The sequence below is a fragment of the Weissella thailandensis genome, assembly GCF_005405465.1.
Lineage (GTDB): Bacteria > Bacillota > Bacilli > Lactobacillales > Lactobacillaceae > Weissella > Weissella thailandensis.
This window is the reverse complement of the sequence record NZ_BJEC01000007.1, coordinates 13,749-37,961: the sequence shown is the minus strand read 5'-3', so window position 1 is coordinate 37,961 and position 24,213 is coordinate 13,749. Positions and strand designations below refer to the sequence as shown.

The 24,213-nt window shown below is 41.4% G+C and carries 17 protein-coding genes and 4 tRNA genes; all 21 read right to left on the bottom strand.

The annotated features are described in order from the left end of the window. Nucleotides 1-82: 82 nt before the first annotated feature. On the bottom strand, nucleotides 83-1,330 hold the full coding sequence (locus FFM62_RS04230; RefSeq protein WP_115471008.1) for a chloride channel protein: 1,248 nt from the start codon (nucleotides 1,328-1,330) through the stop codon (nucleotides 83-85). Nucleotides 1,331-1,344: 14 nt separating this feature from the next. Then, entirely contained in the window at nucleotides 1,345-2,175 is an 831-nt protein-coding gene (locus FFM62_RS04225; RefSeq protein WP_115471007.1) for an SAM-dependent methyltransferase, read from the bottom strand. An 11-nt stretch (nucleotides 2,176-2,186) separates the two neighbouring features. Continuing rightward, complete coding sequence (locus tag FFM62_RS04220) at nucleotides 2,187-2,588, bottom strand: helix-turn-helix domain-containing protein (RefSeq protein ID WP_075270346.1); 402 nt, start codon at nucleotides 2,586-2,588, stop codon at nucleotides 2,187-2,189. Between the two features lie 130 nt (nucleotides 2,589-2,718). Beyond that, on the bottom strand, nucleotides 2,719-3,567 hold the full coding sequence (locus tag FFM62_RS04215) for a methyltransferase domain-containing protein (protein ID WP_115471006.1): 849 nt from the start codon (nucleotides 3,565-3,567) through the stop codon (nucleotides 2,719-2,721). Nucleotides 3,568-3,862: 295 nt separating this feature from the next. Then, on the bottom strand, nucleotides 3,863-5,059 hold the full coding sequence (locus FFM62_RS04210) for an iron-containing alcohol dehydrogenase (protein ID WP_115471005.1): 1,197 nt from the start codon (nucleotides 5,057-5,059) through the stop codon (nucleotides 3,863-3,865). Between the two features lie 167 nt (nucleotides 5,060-5,226). Then, on the bottom strand, nucleotides 5,227-8,871 hold the full coding sequence (gene rpoC, locus FFM62_RS04205) for a DNA-directed RNA polymerase subunit beta' (RefSeq protein ID WP_115471058.1): 3,645 nt from the start codon (nucleotides 8,869-8,871) through the stop codon (nucleotides 5,227-5,229). 148 nt (nucleotides 8,872-9,019) lie between these two features. Further along, a complete protein-coding gene (gene rpoB, locus FFM62_RS04200) occupies nucleotides 9,020-12,622 on the bottom strand; it encodes a DNA-directed RNA polymerase subunit beta (RefSeq protein ID WP_115471004.1) in 3,603 nt (1,200 codons plus the stop codon). Between the two features lie 269 nt (nucleotides 12,623-12,891). Continuing rightward, nucleotides 12,892-15,387, bottom strand: a complete 2,496-nt coding sequence (locus tag FFM62_RS04195) for an ATP-dependent Clp protease ATP-binding subunit (RefSeq protein ID WP_115471003.1) — start codon at nucleotides 15,385-15,387, stop codon at nucleotides 12,892-12,894. 1 nt (nucleotide 15,388) lies between these two features. Then, nucleotides 15,389-15,865: a CtsR family transcriptional regulator gene (locus tag FFM62_RS04190; protein ID WP_115471002.1), complete on the bottom strand. Its 477-nt coding sequence runs from the start codon at nucleotides 15,863-15,865 to the stop codon at nucleotides 15,389-15,391. A gap of 144 nt (nucleotides 15,866-16,009) precedes the next feature. After that, a tRNA-Arg gene (locus tag FFM62_RS04185) sits at nucleotides 16,010-16,083 on the bottom strand. A gap of 31 nt (nucleotides 16,084-16,114) precedes the next feature. After that, a tRNA-Gly gene (locus tag FFM62_RS04180) sits at nucleotides 16,115-16,187 on the bottom strand. A gap of 6 nt (nucleotides 16,188-16,193) precedes the next feature. Further along, a tRNA-Thr gene (locus FFM62_RS04175) sits at nucleotides 16,194-16,266 on the bottom strand. A gap of 20 nt (nucleotides 16,267-16,286) precedes the next feature. After that, nucleotides 16,287-16,369 (bottom strand) — tRNA-Leu (locus tag FFM62_RS04170). Between the two features lie 297 nt (nucleotides 16,370-16,666). Continuing rightward, nucleotides 16,667-17,950 carry a serine--tRNA ligase gene (gene serS / locus FFM62_RS04165; RefSeq protein WP_115471001.1) on the bottom strand — a complete coding sequence of 428 codons (1,284 nt, stop codon included), beginning with the start codon at nucleotides 17,948-17,950 and terminating at the stop codon, nucleotides 16,667-16,669. A 13-nt stretch (nucleotides 17,951-17,963) separates the two neighbouring features. Then, nucleotides 17,964-18,617, bottom strand: coding sequence for a deoxynucleoside kinase (locus FFM62_RS04160; RefSeq protein ID WP_075270354.1), 654 nt, complete (start codon nucleotides 18,615-18,617; stop codon nucleotides 17,964-17,966). Between the two features lie 166 nt (nucleotides 18,618-18,783). After that, complete coding sequence (locus FFM62_RS04155) at nucleotides 18,784-19,200, bottom strand: F0F1 ATP synthase subunit epsilon (protein WP_115471000.1); 417 nt, start codon at nucleotides 19,198-19,200, stop codon at nucleotides 18,784-18,786. Between the two features lie 17 nt (nucleotides 19,201-19,217). Continuing rightward, nucleotides 19,218-20,618, bottom strand: coding sequence for a F0F1 ATP synthase subunit beta (atpD, locus tag FFM62_RS04150; protein ID WP_115470999.1), 1,401 nt, complete (start codon nucleotides 20,616-20,618; stop codon nucleotides 19,218-19,220). A 46-nt stretch (nucleotides 20,619-20,664) separates the two neighbouring features. Next, nucleotides 20,665-21,546 (bottom strand): F0F1 ATP synthase subunit gamma, encoded by an 882-nt coding sequence (locus tag FFM62_RS04145; RefSeq protein ID WP_115470998.1) that lies wholly within the window; start codon nucleotides 21,544-21,546, stop codon nucleotides 20,665-20,667. Nucleotides 21,547-21,563: 17 nt separating this feature from the next. Continuing rightward, complete coding sequence (atpA, locus tag FFM62_RS04140; protein ID WP_115470997.1) at nucleotides 21,564-23,075, bottom strand: F0F1 ATP synthase subunit alpha; 1,512 nt, start codon at nucleotides 23,073-23,075, stop codon at nucleotides 21,564-21,566. A gap of 74 nt (nucleotides 23,076-23,149) precedes the next feature. Further along, nucleotides 23,150-23,692, bottom strand: coding sequence for an ATP synthase F1 subunit delta (gene atpH / locus FFM62_RS04135; RefSeq protein ID WP_115470996.1), 543 nt, complete (start codon nucleotides 23,690-23,692; stop codon nucleotides 23,150-23,152). Next, complete coding sequence (atpF, locus tag FFM62_RS04130) at nucleotides 23,692-24,207, bottom strand: F0F1 ATP synthase subunit B (RefSeq protein ID WP_115470995.1); 516 nt, start codon at nucleotides 24,205-24,207, stop codon at nucleotides 23,692-23,694. Before atpF ends, atpH begins: the two co-directional genes overlap by 1 nt. Nucleotides 24,208-24,213: the final 6 nt, after the last annotated feature.

Sequence of the window (24,213 nt, the reverse complement as noted above, 5' to 3'; positions counted from 1 at the left end):
GTTAGTTAATTAAATTTATAATACTTAAAAAGTGGTTGCGACGGAACAAACGTCGCAACCACTTTTTTGCCAACAATCTATACTATTTTAAAATCCATTTTGATGAAGCACTAGCCAGAGCAACTGTCAGCCCCATTGGCAATAGTGCTGAATAATCTAAATGACAAACCTCAAATAACATAAATAATGCCATTAATGGCGCTTGCTGTGATGCTGCTAAAAATCCTGCTGCGCCAATGACACCTGCTTGGACAAGTGATGCGCCGGGTACAAACAATACATAAACAAAACCAATCAACACACCAAGTGAACTACCAATAGCAATTGATGGTGTTAATGTCCCACCTGATGTCCCACCTTTTATCGTCATGATGGTCACAACTGCTTTTAATAATACGCCCACCAATAAGAAAAGTGCTAAATGATAATCTGTATTCACAAATGCAAACTCAGCTAATCCACGACCATTTCCCATAATTTCGGGCATAAACATCGCAACTAAACCTGTAATTAAAGCTGCCAATGGTAATTGCCACAAAATTTGTGAGCTCAGTGCACTATGCTTACCTGCCCATTGGAATCCTCGCCGAAAATAGGCACCTAATACACCCATTAATAATCCAACGACCAACACAAACGGTAACATGTTCAGTGTAAAGTCTTTTTTGGCGATTAAATAATAAGGAACAAAACCCTTTGAAATTGAACCAATCAACATTGCAATAACTGACATGCTCAAACTAACGGCGACACTTTTCATATCTACCTTTTTTAATAATATCTCAACTGCAAATAACATCCCCGTGATTGGGGCAATATAAATTCCTGCGAAACCTGCACCAGCAGCGGCTGCAATCAATAAACGCTGATCATCAGTTGATAACTTTGCTAGACCAACTCGTTTCATAATCATTTGCCATTGCTGGGCTAGCATAGCTCCTGCTTCTCGTGGCGCTAATTCACGGCCAATTGAACCACCTGTTCCAACATAAAAGATTTGCGTCATAACATGAACCGCGGTAGCTGCAAAGGGCATTTTTTCACCCTGCAACGCCTGCTTAATGCTGACCGTTGATTGCGCATATCGCTTTAAAGTGTACCAAATAATTGCCACAATTAGACCACCCAGTGTGACAGACACAAGCCGATTAACGGCTGTTGTTTCTGTAGGTACTGGAACTGCGGCATTTTCTTCAAAATGTAAAAATAATCGCTCAACGACATCTAATAATTGACCAAGAAATAATGAACTAAGACCTACAACTAAGCCCAATACGATGGTCGAAATGACTAATGTCACCGTCTGCTGTTTCGTTTCCCTTGCTAACATACATATCCCTTTATTTATTCTACTTCAAAAACACGTTCATCAATCAAATCAAACGACTGATGATGGGTATTTAACAGTGGTTTTAATTTAGCTTCTGACCAGAAAACTTTAGAATTCGTTGCTCCACTCTTTTCACCAATGACAATAAACTTCTTATCTGAATATTGCTCGCGGATAACTTGCAATACCTGTGAATCATCTGCTGACGTATCAGGTGCCCAACTCATCAGAATAACAGCCACCTCATCACCATACTTCTTTAACGCTGATAATGCTGACATCTTGTATACCGTTGTGACTGGTTGGCGCAAATTCACATCTGGTTGATCACGCCATGCTTGGTTATCTGTAGCAATTATTGTTTGTTCCGGTTGACAAGCTCGTAGACCTGCCGATAAATAACCATGACCTGCCATTAATTCAAGAACTGGCTCACCAGCAATATAATCAGATAAATCTTTAACAAACGGCGTGGAAACAAAACCGTACATACTGAAATATTCAATTAAAGCATCTCTTAAATGACGCACTAAAAAATCAACGTTTTCTAATGCCTCTGCCAATTTTGCCCACAGAATATTTCCTTTATTTGATTGCTTAGGATATTTATTTAACACAAAACGTTGCACATCTGCAATCATGGCATCCGTTACTTTTAATACTGGTAATTGTTCAGGCAGTAATCCGGCATTGATTGCCAAAACTGCTTGTTGAACTTGCTGTATTAAATTAGTAACTGAATGAATTTCTTCAAATAATGATTGATACGACAACAGCTCACTAAGATAATCAATCTCAGTGAGCTGTCGGCCTGTACCAAAACGAATAAGCTCTTCTTGGTTCATATTGGTTCCTTTTAAAATAGGTTTTCTTGATGATTACTGCGCTCATCATTCTCAGCAGTATAAGATACTGGGTTTAGATATGAATTGACATATTGGAATATATCAAAACGCTGTTGATCCGTTAATGGCTTACCATTAAAATCAATTTCCTTACCAGACAAAAATAGCAGTGACAAGTCAGTCTTTTCAGACATTGCCCGACCTACTAAGAAATCCATTGATACATTAAAAAAGTCGGCTAATTTACGGACTTCAATGTAAGATGGTGAACGGTCGCCACGCTCCCAGTTTCCAATTTGAGCAGCCGTATTTGGCTTTTGGCCTGGCTCAAGATGTTTATTCATTTCTTCAGCAAGGTTCTCTAATGTGATATTACGACCTTTTCGTAATTCACGTAAGCGATCTGGAAACATACGCGCAAGACTCCGTTCATTAAATATCGTTGATGGGCTCTCACCCTAGTATATTCATTTTACCGAACTTTCACACATTTTTCCACAATTATTTGTGGAAAAGGTGTTATTTTATCCACATTATGCACAATTAGTTCTGAACTGTCATAATAACAACATTCACCGTCACTTTGGATAGGGGGGTTTTTTCGGCCATCGCTTGTGTTTCTGGTCGAGCTCCCCAATGCAGTGGTGTCATATGTAACAAATCAACATATAGCTCGGTGGGAATTGTCCAATCATAAGAAATTTCACGTTGTGTGGCTGTTGGATAATTTTCCATAAAACGCTGAACAACTTTATCATTTTGATACGTATGCTTAGGAGAATCAACGGGGTATAGCATTTCACGTAATTGATGTAAATAACCCGACGCTGGTACAACCTTAACTAAAGTCCCACCAGGTTTTAAAACACGTTTAAATTCTTCATAGGCGCTCGGTGAAAAGAATTCAACAATACTATCAAAACTACTGTTTGCAAAAGGTAAATTGGCTAAGTCAGCTACAGCAAAAAAAGCCTCCGTATCCAATTGCGTTGCTAAATTCACACCTGCCTTTGAAATATCAAAACCAATCGCCGTATCATTCTGTTGACGTAAATCTAATAGGCGCTTTAAGGGTGTCCCTTCCCCTGTACCAACATCTAAAATATGTTGATTTTCAGTTGGTAATTCTGCATTCACCTCTTGCACAATACCATCAAACAGACCAGCTGTTAACACCTTACGCCTGGCAGCTAACATACTATCATCATATTCTGTATTGGCTGTTTTATTTAAAAAATTTATGGCACCTTTTTTATTTAAATCTAACTGATGACCTTGTGGACATACTAAACTATGCCCATCCACATGATCATATGGCTCATTGTCCACCAAACAACGAAACATTGAGACATTTTGCTTAATAAATGCAATACCTTTGTCGATTTTTTTCATTTTTAAATATAATCTTCCCTTTTATTTCCAATTGATAGCATATCACATCTAGCAAAAAATCGCAGTACGAGAGAGCGTGACTGAAAACGGGTTGAAGTCGGTGTGTAACAATGATGACGCTATTTTGGCTAATAGCACAGCATGATAAAAGAGGTTGGGACAAAACAACGATCCCAACCTCTTTGTGCTAAAAATACATTAATTATAAGGCTATAAATTTTATAGCATAAACGCGTTACAAACCGGCTTCAAAGCGCCTTTTGTCTCGCTCTCTTCTCAACCATCGGTAATTATTTTATTCAAAACCATCAGTGGTTAATGAGGCCTTATATAAGTCAACAACATCATCAACCGTCAAGTTAACATAACCACCTGCTTGGTCCAAACCACCAATTCGAACGGCTTCTTGCGCCATTTCAACAAAATTTTCATCTGTATTGATATCAACGTCATCCAAGGTCATTGGAATATCAAGTGACTTTATCCAATCGTAAGTTGCCTGAATAGCTTTTTCAGCAATTTCACGGTCATTTTCTCCTGTTAAATGCCAAACTTCACGGCCAAACCGCGCAAAATTGGCTTCAGTTTCATCCGATAGCACCCGTTTCATCCAACGCGGCGTTAAAATTCCTAATCCCACCCCATGGGTAATATCATAATAAGCCGATAATTCATGTTCAATTGGATGGACAGTCCAACCGTTAGCATTACCAGAACGCGCAATGCCGTTTAAGGCCATCGTTGCACCCCACATTAGGTTGGCACGGGCATCATAATTATCCGGTTCTTTCAGTGCAATTGGTGCCCATTTAATAACCGATCGCATCATACCTTCGATGATACCGGCTTTCACATCATTGGCCGTTGAACGATCAAAATATTGCTCAGTCAGATGTGAGAAAATATCAAACGATCCGGCTGCTGTTTGCCACTTTGATACTGAATAAGTTAACTGAGGATCTAAGAATGACACTGCCGGCGTATTGGGACCATTTGTCCCAAGTTTAATATTCAAATCCGGATTTGAAATAACAGATCCTGAATTCATTTCTGAACCCGTTGCTGACAGCGTTAAAATATCGACAACAGGTAATTGATCGATATTCGCACGTGACTTAGCACCACGATCAGCCACCAAGTCCCAGGCATCGCCATCATAATATTTAGCTGATGCAATCACTTTTGAAGCATCAAGAACTGAACCACCACCAACTGATAAAATAACGTCAATATCATGATCCTTCGTTAACTGTTGTCCATCACGAACAGATGCAATCTTAGGATTAGGTGCAATGCCAGATAATTCAACAACATGCAATCCATCTAATGCTTTCATTACACGATCATACAAACCTGACTTTTTAATTGACCCACCACCATAAGTTAGTAAGACATTTTGACCAAATTGGGCAACGGCATCATGCAATTCCTCATCAATATGATGTTTACCGAATCGAATATCTGTACTATTTTGAAAACGAAAATCTTCCATTTGAACCTCCTGTCATTTACGACGGTTGTTACTTTCTTCATTATTTTATAATTGGCTATACCGTTATATTAACAAAAAAATCTCATAGACAACAACCGAATGTCATCTATGAGATTTTAGTTAACTACAGGATAACTACCATAACGGTACTCATCTTCTGTTAAATTTTATTTTGTTAAATGCATGGCATTTTCAATATCAGCAATTGAAGTTGGGGTATCATCCTCTTCAGTTATTGGCTCAGCAACAACTTTGTCTTCAATTTCTTGATATTGTTTCATTCCAGTACCAGCTGGAATCAACTTACCAATAATAACATTTTCCTTCAAACCAACAAGTGGATCATTCTTACCGCGAATAGCAGCGTCAGTCAAGACACGTGTTGTCTCTTGGAATGATGCGGCAGACAAGAATGAGTTCGTCTCTAATGATGCCTTGGTAATACCAAGCAATACTGGACGACCCGTTGCAGGCAAACCACCCTTAAGCAATGTACCTTCGTTGGCATCACGGAATTGCGCAATATCCATCAAAGTACCTGGCAAAAGATCAGTCTCACCTGGATCCATGACACGAATCTTACGTAGCATTTGACGTGCCATAACCTCAATGTGCTTGTCAGAAATCTCAACACCTTGCATACGGTAAACCTTTTGCACTTCATGCACAATGTAGTTTTCAGTTGCAAGTGTATCACGTACCTGGATAATCTCCTTAGGATCAGCTGAACCTTCATTCAACGTTTCTCCACGATGAATATGATCACCCTCACCAACACGCATACGTGCAGTCATTGGTAATGTGTAAGAACGAGTATCTGTCTCACCTTGGATAGTAACTTCCTTGGTACGATCAGCAGGATTTTCCTCGATTGAAGTAACTTCACCAGTTACTTCAGTAATCATCGCACGACCCTTAGGGTTACGTGCTTCGAAAATTTCTTGCACACGAGGAAGTCCTTGCGTAATATCGTTTCCAGCAACACCACCCGTGTGGAACGTACGCATAGTCAATTGCGTACCTGGCTCACCGATTGACTGTGCGGCAACAGTACCAACAGCTTCACCAACTTCAACAACATCACCAGTGGCCATGTTACGACCATAGCAACGAACACAAACTCCGTGTTCAGTGTTGCAAGTAAATGCTGAACGAATAGTTACTGTTGTAATACCTGCTTCATCAATACGCTTAGCAATATCTTCAGTAATCATTTCATTATGACCAACCAACTTCTCACCAGTTTCTGGATCAAAGACAGACTTTTGGGCATAACGACCTAGAACACGGTCATATAGTGACTCAATGACTTCGTTACCGTTCAAAATAGCAGTAACATCCAAACCACGATCACTATGGCAGTCTTCTTCACGGATAATAACATCTTGCGCAACATCAACCAAACGACGCGTCATGTATCCTGAATCGGCAGTCTTCAAGGCCGTATCAGTCATTCCTTTACGGGCACCGTGAGTAGAGAAGAACATCTCCAAAACAGATAGTCCCTCACGGAAGTTAGCGATAATAGGTAGCTCCATGATACGACCATTAGGTGCGGCCATCAATCCACGCATACCAGCTAGTTGTGAGAAGTTAGAAATGTTACCACGAGCTCCAGAATCCGACATCATAAAGATATTGTTATCTGGCTCGAAGTGCTCGATCAGCTTTTCAGTAATGTCATCTTTAGCCTTATTCCAAATAGCAATAACGCGTTCATAACGTTCTGAATCTGTAATCAAACCACGACGGAATTGCTTTGTTACAGTTGCAACTTGCTTGTGGGCATCAGCGATAAGCTCTGGCTTTTCTTTCAAGTCAGTAACATCGGAAACTCCCACTGTCAAACCAGACTTTGTTGACTCATCGTAACCCAAGTCCTTCATACGGTCCAACAACAATGATGTTTCAGTAACTTTATAAACCTTGTAGACCTCAGCAATGATGTCTGACAAGTAACCCTTCTTAAATGGTGGCAAGATTGGTGTCTCAGCGTAACGTGCCTTGATATCCTCACCTGGCTCCAAGAAGAAACGGTTATCAATTTCGTGTAAGTTAGCCTCTGTTGGCTCATTCAAGTATGGGAAATCTTCTGGCAAAATGTCGTTAAAGAACAACTTTCCAACAGAAGTCATCATAATACGTGAAAGTTGCTCAGCTGTAAATGGCTTTGAGGCTGGCAATGAACTTGTTTGAATACCAATACGAGTATGCAAATGTACATACTTATTTTGGTAAGCTGTCCGGACCTCATTAAGATCCTTAAAGATCATACCTTCACCTTCACGACCTGCTTCTTCAGTCGTTAGGTAGTAGTTACCGATAACCATGTCCTGTGATGGTGCAACAATAGGTTGTCCATCCTTAGGTGCCAAAATGTGACCAGCAGCTAACATAAGCAAACGAGCTTCAGCTTGTGCTTCATCAGACAAAGGCACGTGGACGGCCATTTGGTCCCCATCGAAGTCGGCGTTGTAGGCCTCAGTTACCAATGGGTGCAAACGCATTGCTTTACCAGAAACTAGCACTGGTTCGAATGCTTGGATACCCAAACGGTGCAACGTTGGTGCACGGTTCAAAAGCACAGGGTGCTCCTTGATAACATCTTCCAAAACATCCATCACATCTTCATCACGACGGTCAATCTTACGCTTTGCGGCACGAATGTTGCCAGCTAATTCACGGTTAACCAATTCCTTCATGATAAATGGACGGAACAACTCCATAGCCATTGGGCGTGGTAGTCCCATTTGATTCATCTTCAAGAAAGGACCAACATCGATAACTGAACGACCAGAGTAATCAACACGCTTACCAAGCAAGTTCTGACGGAAACGTCCCTGCTTACCCTTAAGCATGTGTGACAATGACTTCAATGGACGGTTACCTGGACCAGTAACTGGACGACCACGACGACCATTATCAACCAAAGCATCTGCTGCTTCTTGCAACATACGCTTTTCGTTTTGCACAATAATTCCAGGTGCGTTTAACTCTAACAAACGCTTCAAACGATTGTTACGGTTAATCACACGACGGTACAAATCGTTCAAATCTGAAGTGGCAAAACGGCCACCTTCAAGTTGAACCATTGGACGCAAGTCAGGAGGAATAATTGGAATAACATCCATAACCATCCACTCTGGCTTGTTACCAGACTTAACAAACGCTTCAATGATGTCCAAACGACGAACAGCACGAACACGCTTTTGTCCAGTTGCTTCACGCAACTCAGCCTTTAATTCAGTAACTTCTTCTTCCAAGTCAACTTGAGATAGCAAGGTTTGGATAGCCTCAGCTCCCATGCCGGCTTCAAAGGCATTACCATATTCGGCCTTTAGTTCACGATATTCGCGTTCTGAGATCAATTGCTTTTCAGTTAGTGGTGTATCACCACCCTTTGTAACCACGTATGAAGCAAAGTAAATAACTTCTTCAAGTGAACGTGGTGACATATCCAAAACTAGTCCCATACGTGATGGAATACCCTTGAAGTACCAAATGTGTGATACTGGCGCAGCCAATTCAATATGACCCATGCGCTCACGACGAACCTTAGCTGACGTTACTTCAACACCACAACGATCACAAACGATTCCCTTGTAACGGATTCGCTTATACTTACCGCAGGCACATTCATAATCTTTTGTAGGTCCAAAGATACGTTCATCAAAAAGACCATCTTTTTCGGGTTTAAGTGTTCGGTAGTTGATTGTCTCAGGCTTTTTTACTTCACCATAAGACCAGCTGCGAATCTTATCTGGACTAGCCAGACCGATTTGCATGCTTTCAAACTTATTGACATCGATCAATGGTTCGACCCCTTTCATAGGTTCTTTATACAAGTCCGATCCATAACGCCACTAGATTTGTGCTTAGTATTATTGTCAATGCAGACTATAACACTAAGCACAAACCTAGCAAACGCTAGGTCGGCTAACACTTTATTTAATTCGTATATTAATTAGCAGAATTATTAGTGTTTGTAACACTATCTGAATTTGCTGTCTTGCCAGCACCTTCAGCGTTAAATTCTTGTGCTAATTTGTCAGTTTTCTTATCAGCTGAATCGATGTTAAGAACTGTATCATCCTCATCCATATCACGTAATTCAATTTCACGTTCATCGGCATTCAAGACCTTCATATCCAAACCAAGTGCTTGCAATTCCTTAACTAACACACGGAATGACTCAGGCACACCTGGCTTAGGAATTTGTTCACCCTTAACGATAGCTTCGTATGTCTTAACACGTCCAACAACATCATCAGACTTGTAAGTCAAGATTTCTTGCAACGTGTGTGCAGCACCATAAGCTTCAAGGGCCCAAACTTCCATTTCACCGAAACGTTGGCCACCGAATTGTGCTTTACCACCAAGTGGTTGTTGCGTAACCAATGAGTAAGGTCCGATTGAACGAGCGTGAATCTTGTCATCAACCATGTGGGCTAGCTTCATGTAATGCATGATACCAACAGAAATACGCTTATCGAAGGCTTCACCAGTACGACCATCATACAAGATTGACTTTCCATCGGCTGGTAAGCCAGCTTCTTGAATAGCATCCCAGATATCCGTGTCAAGGGCACCGTCAAAGACAGGTGATGCAACGTGGATACCAAGTTCACGTGCAGCCATACCTAAGTGTAGTTCAAGCACTTGACCAATGTTCATACGTGAAGGCACACCCATTGGTGACAACATAATGTCAATTGGCGTTCCATCTGGCATGAATGGCATATCTTCAGAAGGAACAATCACTGAAACCGTTCCCTTGTTACCGTGACGTCCGGCCATCTTATCACCAACTTGAATCTTACGACGTTGTGCGATATAGACACGGACCATTAGGTTAACACCTGGTGACAACTCATCACCGTTTTCACGAGTGAAGATACGAACATCTTGAACAACACCGCCACCACCGTGAGGAACCTTCAATGAAGTATCACGTACTTCACGAGCCTTCTCACCGAAAATAGCATGTAGCAAACGCTCTTCGGCTGATAGTTCAGTTACACCCTTAGGCGTTACCTTACCAACCAAAATATCACCGTCTTCAACTTCAGCACCAATACGGATAATACCGCGTTCATCCAAATTCTTTAACTGATCTTCACCAGTATTTGGAATTTCACGAGTAAATTCTTCAGGGCCAAGCTTTGTATCACGTGCTTCTGATTCGTATTCCTCAATGTGGATTGATGTATAAACATCATCACGAATCAAACGCTCATTAATAATGATGGCATCCTCGAAGTTATATCCTTGCCAAGTCATAAAGGCAATCAATGGGTTTTGACCCAATGCCAATTCACCTTGCTCCATTGATGGACCATCAGCCAATACTTCATCGGCATCGATCTTATCACCAACTTTAACAATTGGACGTTGGTTGTAATTCTTACCGGCGTTTGAACGACGGAACTTCATCAATGAATACTTGTCTAATGAACCATCTTCACGACGAACACGAATTTCGTTACCATCAACGTACTCAACAACACCAGGATATTGTGAAATAAGCGCAACACCCGCATCATGAGCAGCCTTATATTCGATACCAGTACCAATTAATGGTGCATGTGGATCAATCAAAGGAACCGCTTGACGTTGCATGTTCGCACCCATCAAAGCACGGTTTGAGTCATCGTTTTCCAAGAAAGGAATAGCAGCCGTAGCAACCGCAACGATTTGCTTAGGAGAAACGTCCATGTAATCAACTTGGTCAATTGGTACTTCAGTGTTCACATCACTCTTACGAGCCAAAACAGTATCCGTAGCAAATGAACCATCATCGTTTAAGACAGAATTTCCTTGTGCAACCACAAAGTTATCCTCTTCATCGGCTGTTAAGTAGTCGATTCGGTCAGTAACCTTATGCGTTGTCCAATCAACACGACGATATGGTGTTTCAATAAATCCGTACTTATTAACACGTCCATACGTAGCCAATGAGTTGATCAAACCAATGTTAGGACCTTCGGGTGTTTCGATAGGGTCCATACGTCCATAGTGAGTATAGTGAACGTCTCGAACTTCATATCCGGCACGGTCACGAGTCAATCCACCAGGCCCTAAGGCTGACAAACGACGCTTGTTAGTTAACTCACCCAATGGGTTTGTTTGATCCATGAATTGTGACAATTGTGATGAACCAAAGAATTCCTTAACAGCAGCAACAACTGGACGAATGTTGATCAATTGTTGTGGTGTCACAGTATCTGGATCTTGAATTGACATACGCTCACGAACAACACGTTCCATACGGCTCAAACCAATACGGAATGTATTTTGTAGCAACTCACCAACACGGCGGATACGACGGTTACCCAAGTGGTCAATATCGTCAGTAACACCAACGCCCAATGGCAAATTCAAGAAGTAGTTCATACCAGCGATAATATCAGCTGGCTTTACTGTACGAATGGTTGGATCGAATTGACCATTACCAATAATTGGTAGCGTCTTTTCAGGATCTTCTGGATTCTCAACCAAGATTGTTTGCAAAACCATTGGTTCAGTAACAACTGCATCATCAGAAGGTGTGAAAGTTGTCCGCTTGAAATCTTCACGATCCAAGTAAGGAGACAATGCTGACATAACCTTCTTATCAATTACTGTACCCTTTTCGGCAATAATCTCACCTGTATCTGGATCAGCCAAAGTCTCACCCAAAGTCCAACCCATCAAGCGTGACTTTAATGATAACTTTTTGTTGATCTTGTAACGACCAACTGGTGCCAAATCATAACGCTTTGGATCGAAGAAACGTGCAGTCAACAAGGCACGTGCTGAATCAGCCGTCTTAGGCTCTCCCGGACGTAAACGTTCGTAGATATCCTTCAAAGACTCTTCAACTCGAGAATCCTCGATGTCCTTATGCACATCTTTATCCAAGGTTAATGAAATAGAATCATATTGATCACCTAACATTTGTAGGATTTCTGAATCTGATCCATAACCCAATGCACGTACCAATTCTGTGATTGGTAGCTTACGAGTACGGTCAATACGAACATAGCTAAGACCCTTAGCATCTGTTTCAAATTCCAACCAAGCACCACGACTTGGAATGAATGTCGTACCGTAATTTGGACGTCCGTTCTTATCTAATTCTTCATTGTAGTACACACCAGGAGAACGTACTAATTGTGAGACAATAACACGTTCAGCACCATTAATAATAAATGTTCCTGCTGGTGTCATTAATGGGAAATCACCAAAGAACACGTCTTGTGATTTGATTTCACCAGTTTCCTGATTGGTTAAGCGCAACGTAACGTGCAATGGTGCTGAATAATTAGCATCATGGTTACGAGCTTCTTCTACTGTGTACTTTGGCTCCATGAGCTTATAGTCCACAAATTCTAGAGACAACTTACCTTGGAAATCCTCAATTGGCAAAATGTCCATAAACATTTCACGTAATCCTTCATCCAAGAACCAGTTGTATGAGTCCGTTTGAATTTCGATCAAGTTAGGCAAATCAAGAACTTCCTTGATTCGTGCATAACTACGACGAACACGGTGTTTACCATACTTTACAAGCGTTCCTACCAAGTTTTCCACCTCGCTTTGAATTGGCCAACTGTGCACCCAGTTATATTACAGTTTGTTAACAATTTCTGATTTTTACTGGTTTTTAAGTGCAAAAAAGACAACAGCATCCCCATACCTGAAAACGCTCTTGTCGTTAATATGCAGGCTTCCAGGGACAATATTTCCTATCAGCCATTGTCTTATACACAATTAAACTAATGATAAGTATACAAGAAAAAGTAAGCATTATCAAGAAAAACAATTCTTGTCAACGCTTACTTTTTAATTATTTATTCAGTGACGGTTTCAACGTCTTTTTTAGGTTGTTTTACAGTAATATTGATCTCACCACTCTTAGCACCAATCGTCACTTGATCGTTAACCGTAACCTTACCAGTTAACAATTCTTCAGATAATGCATCTTCGATCTTCGACTGCAATGCTCGTCTAATTGGACGCGCACCATATTCTGGATCAAAGCCAGCTTTGGCAATCACATCAATTGCCGCTGGTGTAATTTTAACCTTGAATCCTTGTTCACCAATACGTTGCAAAACTGACTTTGACATCAATTTAACAATTTGGTGAAGTTCATCCTTATTCAATGAATGGAAGACCACAACTTCATCCAAACGGTTGATAAATTCAGGGCGGAAAGTTTCCTTAACTGTCTGCATAATCGTATCACGCATTGCATTATAGTCAGACATCTTATCAACAGCACCGAATCCAACTGACTTTTCATCGCGTAGACGAGTTGCACCAAGATTTGACGTCATGATAATAATCGTATTCCTAAAGTCGACCTTACGACCCTTAGAGTCTGTTAAGAAGCCATCGTCAAAGACCTGCAACATCAAATTGTAGATATCTGGGTGTGCTTTTTCGGCCTCATCAAGCAATACGACTGAGTATGGTTGACGACGAACTTTTTCAGTTAGCTGGCCACCTTCCTCATAACCAACGTAGCCAGGTGCTGACCCAACCAAACGACTAGCCGAATAAGCTTCACGGTATTCTGACATATCAACACGAATCATATTATCTTCTGAACCAAACATTGCTTCAGCTAAAGCCTTCGCTAATTCAGTTTTACCAGTTCCAGTCGGTCCTAAGAACAAGAAGGTACCAATTGGTCGTTTAGGGTCTTTCAATCCTGAACGCGCCCGGCGAATTGAACGTGCGATGGCTGAAACTGCTTCATCTTGGCCAACAACGCGATCATGCAGCACCTTTTCCAAATTGATCAAGCGATCTTTTTCAGACTTTTCCATTTGGGTTACTGGCACACCAGTTTGCTCAGAAACGACCTCGGCAATATCATGCAACGAAAGTACCAAGTCATACTTTGCTTGAGTATCACCATCACTATCAGCCTGTGCATCTAGTTGTTTGTCAATACGTCGCTTTTGACTCATCTCTTTTTTACGCAATTCCGCAGCTAGCTCAAAGTCTAATCGTTCAATAGCTGCATCTTTTTCTTGACGCAACGTCGCTAACTTCTCTTGCTGTTTTGCTAATGGGGTTTCATGGCCAACTCGGTCAATTCGTACCTTAGCTGCTGCTTCATCCATAATATCAATGGCCTTATCAGGTAGGTAGAGTTCCGTGACATACCGCTCTGAAAGTTTAACCGCTTCAACGATCGTTTCATCAGGAATAGCAACTTGATGGTGCTTTTCGTAACGATCCTTTAATCCCTTTAGAATGGCGATAGCATCAGCCTGCGTTGGTTCATTAACACTGACCTGGGCAAAACGACGCTCAAGGGCTGCATCTGCTTCGATATATTTTTGATACTCATTTAGTGTTGTTGCACCAATCGTTTGCAATTCACCACGAGCCAAGGCCGGTTTCAAAATATTTGATGCATCAATGGCACCTTCCGCACCACCTGCACCAATCAGTGTATGTAACTCATCAATAAACAAGATAACTTGGCCATCATGTTGAATTTCATCAATCACCTTTTTCAAACGATCTTCAAATTCACCACGGTATTTTGTCCCCGCAACTAATGATCCCATATCCAGCATCATTAAGCGTTTTTGTGTCATATCTGAAGGTACATCACCAGCAATGATTTTCTGTGCTAGTCCTTCAGCAATCGCTGTTTTACCAACACCTGGCTCACCAATCAAAACTGGATTGTTTTTCGTACGGCGTGACAGAATTTGGATAACTCGTTTCACCTCAGTTTCACGCCCAACCACTGGATCCATTTTCTTGTCACGAGCCAATTGTGTTAAATCACGTGCTAAGGCATCCAAAGTTGGTGTTCCTTCAGTTTGCTGAGCTTGATTGCCACGCTTACGACGAGGGTCACGTCGCTTAGGCGCTTCACTAACACCTAGTTTACGTAAAATAGCCCGGCGCATTTCTTGTGGGTTTACCCCTAAATTGATCAAAATACGCGATGAAAAAATCGTTTCATCCGATAATAAAGCCAATAGCAAGTGCTCAGTTCCTGTACGCTCTTGATGCAATTTTACAGCACTCTCGTTTGCTAGACGTAGTATCTCAGCTGCCTTTGGTGAATATGGTAAATAAGATTCTTTTTCAGCACGAGATAACGTACCATAACCCGTAAATTGTTCAATTTGACTTTTAATGTCATCATCAACCACATTGAATTGTTGCATGACCTTGCTAGCAATACCTTCTTTTTCAATTGCTAAAGCAAGTAACAAATGCTCAGTACCAACGGCTTGATGTTTAAAATATTTTGCTTGTTCCTGTGCAACGACTAAAACGTTTTTTGCACTCGGTGTATATTGATTATCCATATTAATCACGCTCACTTTCAAACCGTAAACGGTTCAATAATTGCTGTAATAATCTTGCTCGTAGTTGACCTTGTATCGCTACGTCACCAACGGCTAACGTTTCCTTCGATAACATTGTTAAAAGGAGTTCACCTTCACGTTGCGTCAAAATCTTTTCTCGATACAAGCTAGATATCACGGCTGTTGCTGTTCTAAAGCTAACAATCTCAGGGAGACTCTGTCTCATTTCATCAATGAGATCAGGCTCTGTTCGTAGTGCCATTTTCACAATACGAATATAGCCACCACCGCCACGCTTTGATTCTACCAAATAACCATTTTCAGCACCAAATCGTGTTTTAATCACATAATTAATCTGTGATGGCACGACGTTAAAGCGGCGGGCAATTTCAGCCCGACGAATTTCAACTTCATTCGCCTGCTGTAAAATTTGTTTCAAGTATGCCTCAATATTATCCGACATATTTGAATCAGCCATGTCCTTCACCCCCTTGACCAATATTGACATAATTATAAAACGCATTGCAAGTCAATGCCACTAAACATTCACATCTTTTTTAAAAAATGTGAATTTGGCATAAAAAGAGGTTGAGACAAGTCTTGTCTCAACCTCTTTAATTGATGCACCTAGAAGGATTCGAACCTTCAACCTTCTGATTCGTAGTCAGACACTCTATCCAGTTGCGCTATAGGTGCATATTATTTAAAACTTCCCAAATTGGAAGAAAGCGAACAACGGGATTCGGACCCGCGACCTCTACCATGGCAAGGTAGCGTTCTACCAGCTGAACTATGTTCGCATGGGATGCCGACTACTGGATTCGAACCAGCGACCTCTTCATTACTAGTGAAGCGCTCTGCCAGCTGAGCTAAGTCGGCTTCTGTATCGATAATCGATATACGGATGACAGGAATCGAACCTGCACGCCCTAGGGGCACTGGAACCTAAATCCAGCGCGTCTGCCAGTTCCGCCACATCCGCAACAGACGTCTAACGAGTGAAACACTCGAGACAACTTTTATAGTATATCCAATCTACGAACAAGTGTCAACACTTTTTCAGATTTTTTACACCTTGTGGTTAGTGCGCTATGACTAACAACAACTTACCACTTGATATATAATACTAGGTTTTATCACTTCTTGCAACTCTTTTTTAGTTTTAATCTGTTATAGCGCGTTTATGCTACAAAATTTATAGCATTATTGTTAATGCATTTTAAAAAAGAGATTGAGACATTTATTCTGTCTCAATCTCTCTACGTTCAACTGTTATTAATTACAAAGAATCTTCAGGCACAATCTTATCAGCACCAAAGTATGGACGCAAAACTTCTGGAATCGTCACTGTACCATCTTGATTTTGATAGTTTTCCAAGATTGCAGCAACTGTACGACCAACGGCCAAACCTGATCCATTTAAGGTGTGGGCAAATTGTAGCTTACCGTTTTCATCACGATATTGAATACGTGCACGACGAGCCTGGAAAGCTTCTGTATTTGATACAGAAGAAATCTCACGATAAATATCTTGTTGGGGCATCCAAACTTCCACATCATATGTTTTAGCTGCCGAGAAGCCCATGTCTCCTGTTGATAGGGTAATAACGTGGTATGGTAAGTTCAACTTTTTCAACAAGCTTTCTGCATTGACCGTCATATCTTCTAATGCTTGATATGAATCTTCTTGCTTAGTGAATTTTACCATTTCAACTTTATTGAATTGGTGCATACGAATCAAACCACGCGTATCACGTCCAGCTGACCCAGCTTCTTGACGGAATGCTGGTGATAAAGCAGTCACGCTATAAGGTAATTTATCAGCATCAATAACTTCTTCGCGGAAATAGTTAGTCAAAGGCACTTCAGCCGTAGGAATCAAGGTCATATCGTCATTAGTACCAACACGATAGGCATCATCCATAAACTTTGGGTATTGTCCTGTACCATACATTGCTTCATCTTTGACAAGATAAGGCGTGATCATTTCCTTATAACCTTCTTTTTGATGTTCATCAAGCATAAAGTTATAAACTGCTCGCTCTAAACGAGCCCCTTGACCTACATAATAAACAAAACGCGCACCAGATACTTTGGCACCACGTTCAAAATCCAAAATACCTAAGTCTTCACCAATTTCAAAATGGGCTTTTGGTGTAAAGTCAAAACTAGGAATCTCACCCCACTTGCGCTCTTCACGGTTTGAGTCCTCATCTGGCCCAACTGGGATCGTCTCATTTGGCAAATTTGGGAAGTGCAAAGCGCGTTCTTTAATTTGCTTGTCTAGTGCTGTGACTTGTTCATCCAATTCTTTGATTGTGGCTGAAACTTGTTGCATCTCAGCAATCACGTCACTAGCATCTTCCTTTTGGCGCTTCTTAAGACCAATTTGATCTGACACAGTATTACGACGTGCTTTTAATTCTTCAGTTTGGACTAATAGCTCACGACGCTTCGCATCATCGGCTACCAATGCATCAACTTCTTCCGGAGCAACCCCACGCGTTGCTAAACGTTCTTTTACTTGTTCCGTCTCATGACGAATTAGCTTCATATCTAACATAACATTTACTCTCCTATTCACCCTGTAAGCCCAATTCACTAATTTTTTGGTCAATTAATGCTAATACTTTTTTTGCTGCTGACTCATCAGCCACAAAATCATATTGGTCACCATCAATACTTAACTTTGGGGACCGGTCATAAGCATCAAACCAAGCCACATAGCGTTCATTCAAACTCTTATAATAGTCGTACAATGATGGATCATTGGCTATTTGTTCATAATCACGGCCACGCTTTTTAATACGTTCTAGCATCGTATCAAAACTAACATGAATATAAATCAACAAATCCGGTGTTTTGACAATGGCTTCATCTGAAAAGTCGACTTGCTCCATAATGTTATTTAACAAATCACCATAAATTTGCACTTCAGTTTGCGTTGCTCTATCTAAGTCTGCATTTAACTTGAATAACAACAAATCTTCAAAGATAGATCGATCAATCACGTTCAATTGACTACCTTGTGCATCTTTGATGTTATCCAAACGCTTATTCAAAAAATAATTTTGCAACAAGAATCCGTAACGTTTTGGGTCCTCATAAAACAATGGCAGAATAGGATTATCATCAACGGATTCGTATAAGGCTTCGCTTCCTAAATGTTCTGCGAGCATCGTTGTTAAGCTGGTCTTCCCAGCACCAATAGTTCCCGATAGTACGATCATCCTGTTGTCCTACTTTCTTTAATCAATATTAAGTCTATTTTATCAAATTTTGCGACGACTAACACACCTAGTTTTATTAACTCGACATTTACACAAAAAATACGTCCGTACAGGAAAATTCCCACACGAACGTATTTTATTGATAAACGTTTATTCGTTCAACTAGTTACTTGTTACCAGTAACTGCATGAATACGATTAACCGCACGCATTAAGGCAGCTTGTGCACGCTCAACATCATCTGTATCGCCGGCAGCTATATGCTTTTCAGCACGTTCCTTAGCTTGTTCAGCACGCTTGACGTCAATGTCTTGCGAACGCTCTGCACTGTCAGAAACGATCGATAATTGATTTTCAGAAAACTCTGCAAAACCACCACTGATTGTAACGGTTTCTTGTAAGCTTTCTTCTTCGTTAATTATCTTCACTTCGCCAATGTGCAACGATGTAATAATTGGTGCATGGTTCGCCATGATTCCTTCTTCACCATTGATTGTATCTAGGACAACCAACGATGCAGTTTCATGTCCAAACACCACACCATCTGGCGTTACCACCTTAACATGTAGGGTGTGTTCACTCATGGCACCGCCCCCTTTGTTTAGTTAGCCATCTGAGCAGCTTTTTCAGCTACCATTTCAACGGCACCAACGTTACGGAAGGCATCTTCAGGATATTGGTCATACTTACCATCCAAAATTTCCTTGAAGCTGCGAACAGTTTCATTAAGTGGTACGTATTGTCCTGGCAATCCCGTAAATGTCTCAGCAACTGAGAATGGTTGTGACAAGAAGAATTGAATACGACGAGCACGATTAACAATCGTCTTCTCTTCGTCTGACAATTCATCCATTCCTAAGATAGAAATGATGTCTTGCAACTCACGGTAACGTTGTAGTGTATGTTGTACTTCAGTTGCGACATCATAATGCTCTTGTCCAACAATTTCTGGGGCCAAGGCAGTTGATGTTGAAGCCAACGGATCTACGGCTGGGTAGATTCCTTGTTGCGTCAATGAACGCTCCAAGTTAGTTGTTGCATCCAAGTGCGCGAATGTTGTCGCAGGAGCAGGATCAGTATAATCATCGGCAGGCACGTAAACGGCTTGGATCGATGTAACTGAACCCTTCTTCGTTGAAGTGATTCGCTCTTGTAATTGACCCATTTCAGTAGCCAAAGTTGGTTGGTAACCAACGGCTGATGGAATACGGCCAAGCAAAGCAGAAACCTCTGAACCAGCTTGTGTGAAACGGTAAATATTATCGATGAACAATAGCACATCTTGACCGTTAACATCACGGAAATGCTCAGCAATCGTCAAACCAGTCAAGGCAACACGCATACGTGCACCAGGAGGCTCATTCATTTGACCATAGACCATGGCTGTTTGTTTCAAAACGCCAGATCCTTGCATTTCATAGTACATGTCGTTACCTTCACGGGTACGCTCACCCACACCAGTAAAGACAGAAATACCATTGTGACCTTGTGCGATGTTGTGAATCAACTCTTGAATCAACACCGTCTTACCAACACCGGCACCACCGAATAGACCAATCTTACCACCACGAACATATGGTGCTAAGAGATCAATAACCTTGATACCAGTTTCTAGAATTTCTGTTGATGTTGACAACTCATCGTATGCTGGTGCATCACGGTGAATTGGGTCACGTTGTACGTCGTCTCCTAATGCTTCTCCGCCATCAACTGGCTCTCCTAGCACGTTAAACACACGTCCCAACGTTGCCTCACCAACAGGGACACTGATTGAACTTTCAGTGTCTGTTGCCGTCATTCCACGCCGTAATCCATCAGTTGAATCCATGGCAATCGTACGTACGACACCATCACCCAATGACAAAGAAACCTCAACTGTCAATGTGCTTTCATCATCTTTCTCAATAACCAAAGCATTGTTAATATCTGGAATCTTTGCATCTGATGGAAAGGCAATGTCAACAACGGGACCAATGACTTGAACAACTTGTCCGGTATTCATTGTCGTTTCCTTCCTTCATTTGTAATAAACCTGATGCTGGATACTTCTAATCCAAAGCGGCCATTCCACCAGTAATTTCTGTAATTTCAGTCGTAATTGCACCCTGACGCGCACGGTTGTACTGTAATCCAAGTGAATCAATGATTTCCTTGGCGTTATCAGTCGCTGAAGACATCGCATTTGCAGATGCCGCATGTTCAGCGGTTTTCGCATCAATAATGGCACCATAGACTAAACTCTCGGCATATTGTGGTAACACAACATCCAAAATCTTTTCAGCTGATGGTTCCATCTCATAGTCAGCCGTATACTTACTATCATCTTTAGATTCTTCCAAGTTTTCTGTTGAAACTGGAAGCATCTTTTCTAGACGAACTTCATTTGAAATACGACTCAAGAAATGCTGATAACCCACGATTAATTCATCAAAGACTTCGTTATCATACATTGTCGTGGCTGTCTTAACGATTTCACGAACCTCTGTAAAGGTTGGTACATCAGACACACCACGGTATTCGTATGCAACATCAAATCCGCGCTTCTTAAAGAAGTCGGCACCATTACCACCAACTGCCAGAATGACAACCTGATCAGGTGTTAATTGGCGTTCATTGATTCGAGCCATTAATTCCTTTAATAGCGTTGAATTATAACCACCAACCAAGCCACGGTCAGATGATAGGACTAAAAATCCCACCTTTGACACGTGTCGTTGTTCAAGCAACGTACCTGCCACATTATCAATATGAGCAGTTGCTAGGTGTGCCACAACGTCATGAAGGGCATCGGCATAAACCGTGTATGAACCACCATGACGTTGAATTTGACTTAATTTAGCAGTCGAGACCATTTGCATGGCACTCGTGATTTGACGCGTCTTTTTCGTTGAGGCAATTCGGCGTTGAATATCTTGTAAAGAAGCTGCCATTTATCGCCCCTCCTTTATTATTCTGCTGAGCCAGCAAATGTTGCTTTGAATTCCTTAATTGCTGCATCCATTGCATCTGTATCAGGCAAATTATTTGTCTCGACAATCGTCTTGAACAAATCATCGTGTGATGCATGAACAGCAGAAATTAATTCTGACTCAAAACGTAGAATATCATCAACCGCAACATCATCCATAAAGCCATGTGTCAAAGCATATAGTGATAACACTTGTTCTTCAACTGGCAATGGTTGGTGTAATGGTTGCTTCAATAGTTCAACGGTACGACGACCACGAGCTAGCTTAACTTGCGTTGCTTCATCCAAATCTGAACCGAATTGGGCGAACGACTCAAGCTCCTTGTATGAAGCCAAGTCCAAACGTAGTGTACCAGCAACCTTCTTCATAGCTTTGATTTGTGCATCACCACCGACACGAGAAACAGAAGTTCCGGCATCAATGGCAGGACGAACACCAGCATAGAATTGGTCGGCATCCAAGAAAATTTGACCGTCAGTGATTGAGATAACATTGGTTGGAATATATGCAGAAACATCACCAGCCTGCGTCTCAATAATTGGCAAGGCCGTCATTGACCCACCACCTAGTTCGTCTGATAACTTAGCCGCACGCTCTAACAAACGTGAGTGCAAGTAGAAGACATCACCAGGGTAGGCTTCACGTCCAGGTGGACGACGAAGAATTAATGACAGCTCACGGTATGCCGTTGCTTGCTTTGACAAATCATCATAAATGATTAGCACGTGCTTACCGTTGTACATGAATTCCTCACCCATAGCAGCCCCAGCATAAGGTGCTAAGTATAGCATTGGAGCTGGCTCAGAAGGGTTAGCAGTAACAACGATTGTGTAGTCCATAGCTCCCATACGACGCAAAGTTTCAACTTGTGTACGAACAGTTGAAGCTTTTTGACCAATAGCAACATAGACAACAATCATGTCTTGATCTTTTTGGTTCAAAATCGTGTCGATGGCAACTGATGTCTTACCAGTCTTACGATCACCGATAATTAACTCACGTTGACCACGTCCAATTGGTACCAAAGAATCCACAGCCTTTAGACCAGTTTGTAGTGGTTCAAACACAGATTTACGCTCCATAACACCTGGAGCTTTAACTTCAATAGGACGTGTCTTTTTTGTTTCAATTGGGCCCATACCATCAACAGGTTGTCCCAAAGCGTTAACAACACGACCAATCAGCTGCTCACCAACAGGCACTTCCATGATACGACCAGTACGCTTAACGGTATCACCTTCACGAATACTGTCATAACCACCTAGAATAATGATACCAACATCATTTGATTCCAGGTTTTGTGTCATACCATAAACACCATTCTCAAATTCGACAAGCTCACCGGCAAGGGCATTTTCTAACCCAGTTGCACGAGCGATACCATCACCAATATAGGTAACAGTTCCAGTTTCTTTAACTGTTAAGTCGTCTTGATAATTGGCTAATTGCTTTTTGATGAGTGAACTGATTTCTTCAGCTTTGATGCTCATTTCAGCAGTTCCTCTTTCTTTATAGTGTGTCTATTCATCACACACAACATCAATTTCGACTAGAATTTCGATTACTAGCGGATGATACTCTGACGAATAGCAGCTAACTTAGTTGCTAATGATCCATCCAAAATTTGGTCATTGGCTTTCACAATGACCCCACCAAGTAAGTTCTCATCAACGCTTTGCGTCAAACGCACTTCGTTAGCCTGATAACGCTGAACAAGTTTCTCTTTCAAACGTGAAACTTGATCATCACTCAATGGCACCGCTGTTTGTACCTCTGCATTCACAATACCAGCAGCTTTATGAACAAGTTCTTCATACTTAGTAATAATCGCTGGTAAGTTTTGGATACGGCGATAGTCATAGGTCATCTGAATTAGATTACCTACGACTTGGCTCGTTCCTTCAGATAAAGTCGCCAACATTTTTTTCTTAGCAGCTTCATCAATACGCAAAGATAGCAATGCTTTCGTAAATTCTGGATTTTGTTCTAATACATCACGAAGCGCTGACAATTCAGCCAACGTTTCTGTATCAGTACCTTGATCATGGGTTAATTCGAACAAAGCAACGGCATATCGCTTAGCAATCGTTGCTTTATCTAATGCCATTACTTGTTACCTAACCCTTCAATATAAGCGTCAATAAGCGCTTTTTGATCATCTAACTTTAGTTCTTTTTGGATAATCTTTTGTGCGATGGTTACTGATAGGTCAGCAACTTCACCCTTGACGCCAGCCATTGCTTCAGAACGTTCTTGTGCAATTTGTGCACTTGCTTGTTCTTTTGTAGCTTGAGCATCGGCCTGGGCGTCAGCAACGATTTGATCACGTTGCTTGCCGGCTGCTTCCTTCGCATCGGCAACGATACCATTAGCTTCAGTACGTGCCGATTGTAACTGCGTTGAACGCTTAGAAGCCATCTCTTCGGCTTGTTGACGTGCTTCTTCAGCAGTGTCTAAGTCATGAGCGACCTTCTCCGCACGTTTTTCCATCATTTTTACTACTGGACCCCAAGCATACTTCTTTAATAGAAGCATCAAAATTAGGAATGCCACTAGCACAAACAACATGTTACCCAAAGCCAACCCTTCGCTAGCACCTGCTAGAACAATTTGATTTAACATAATTTA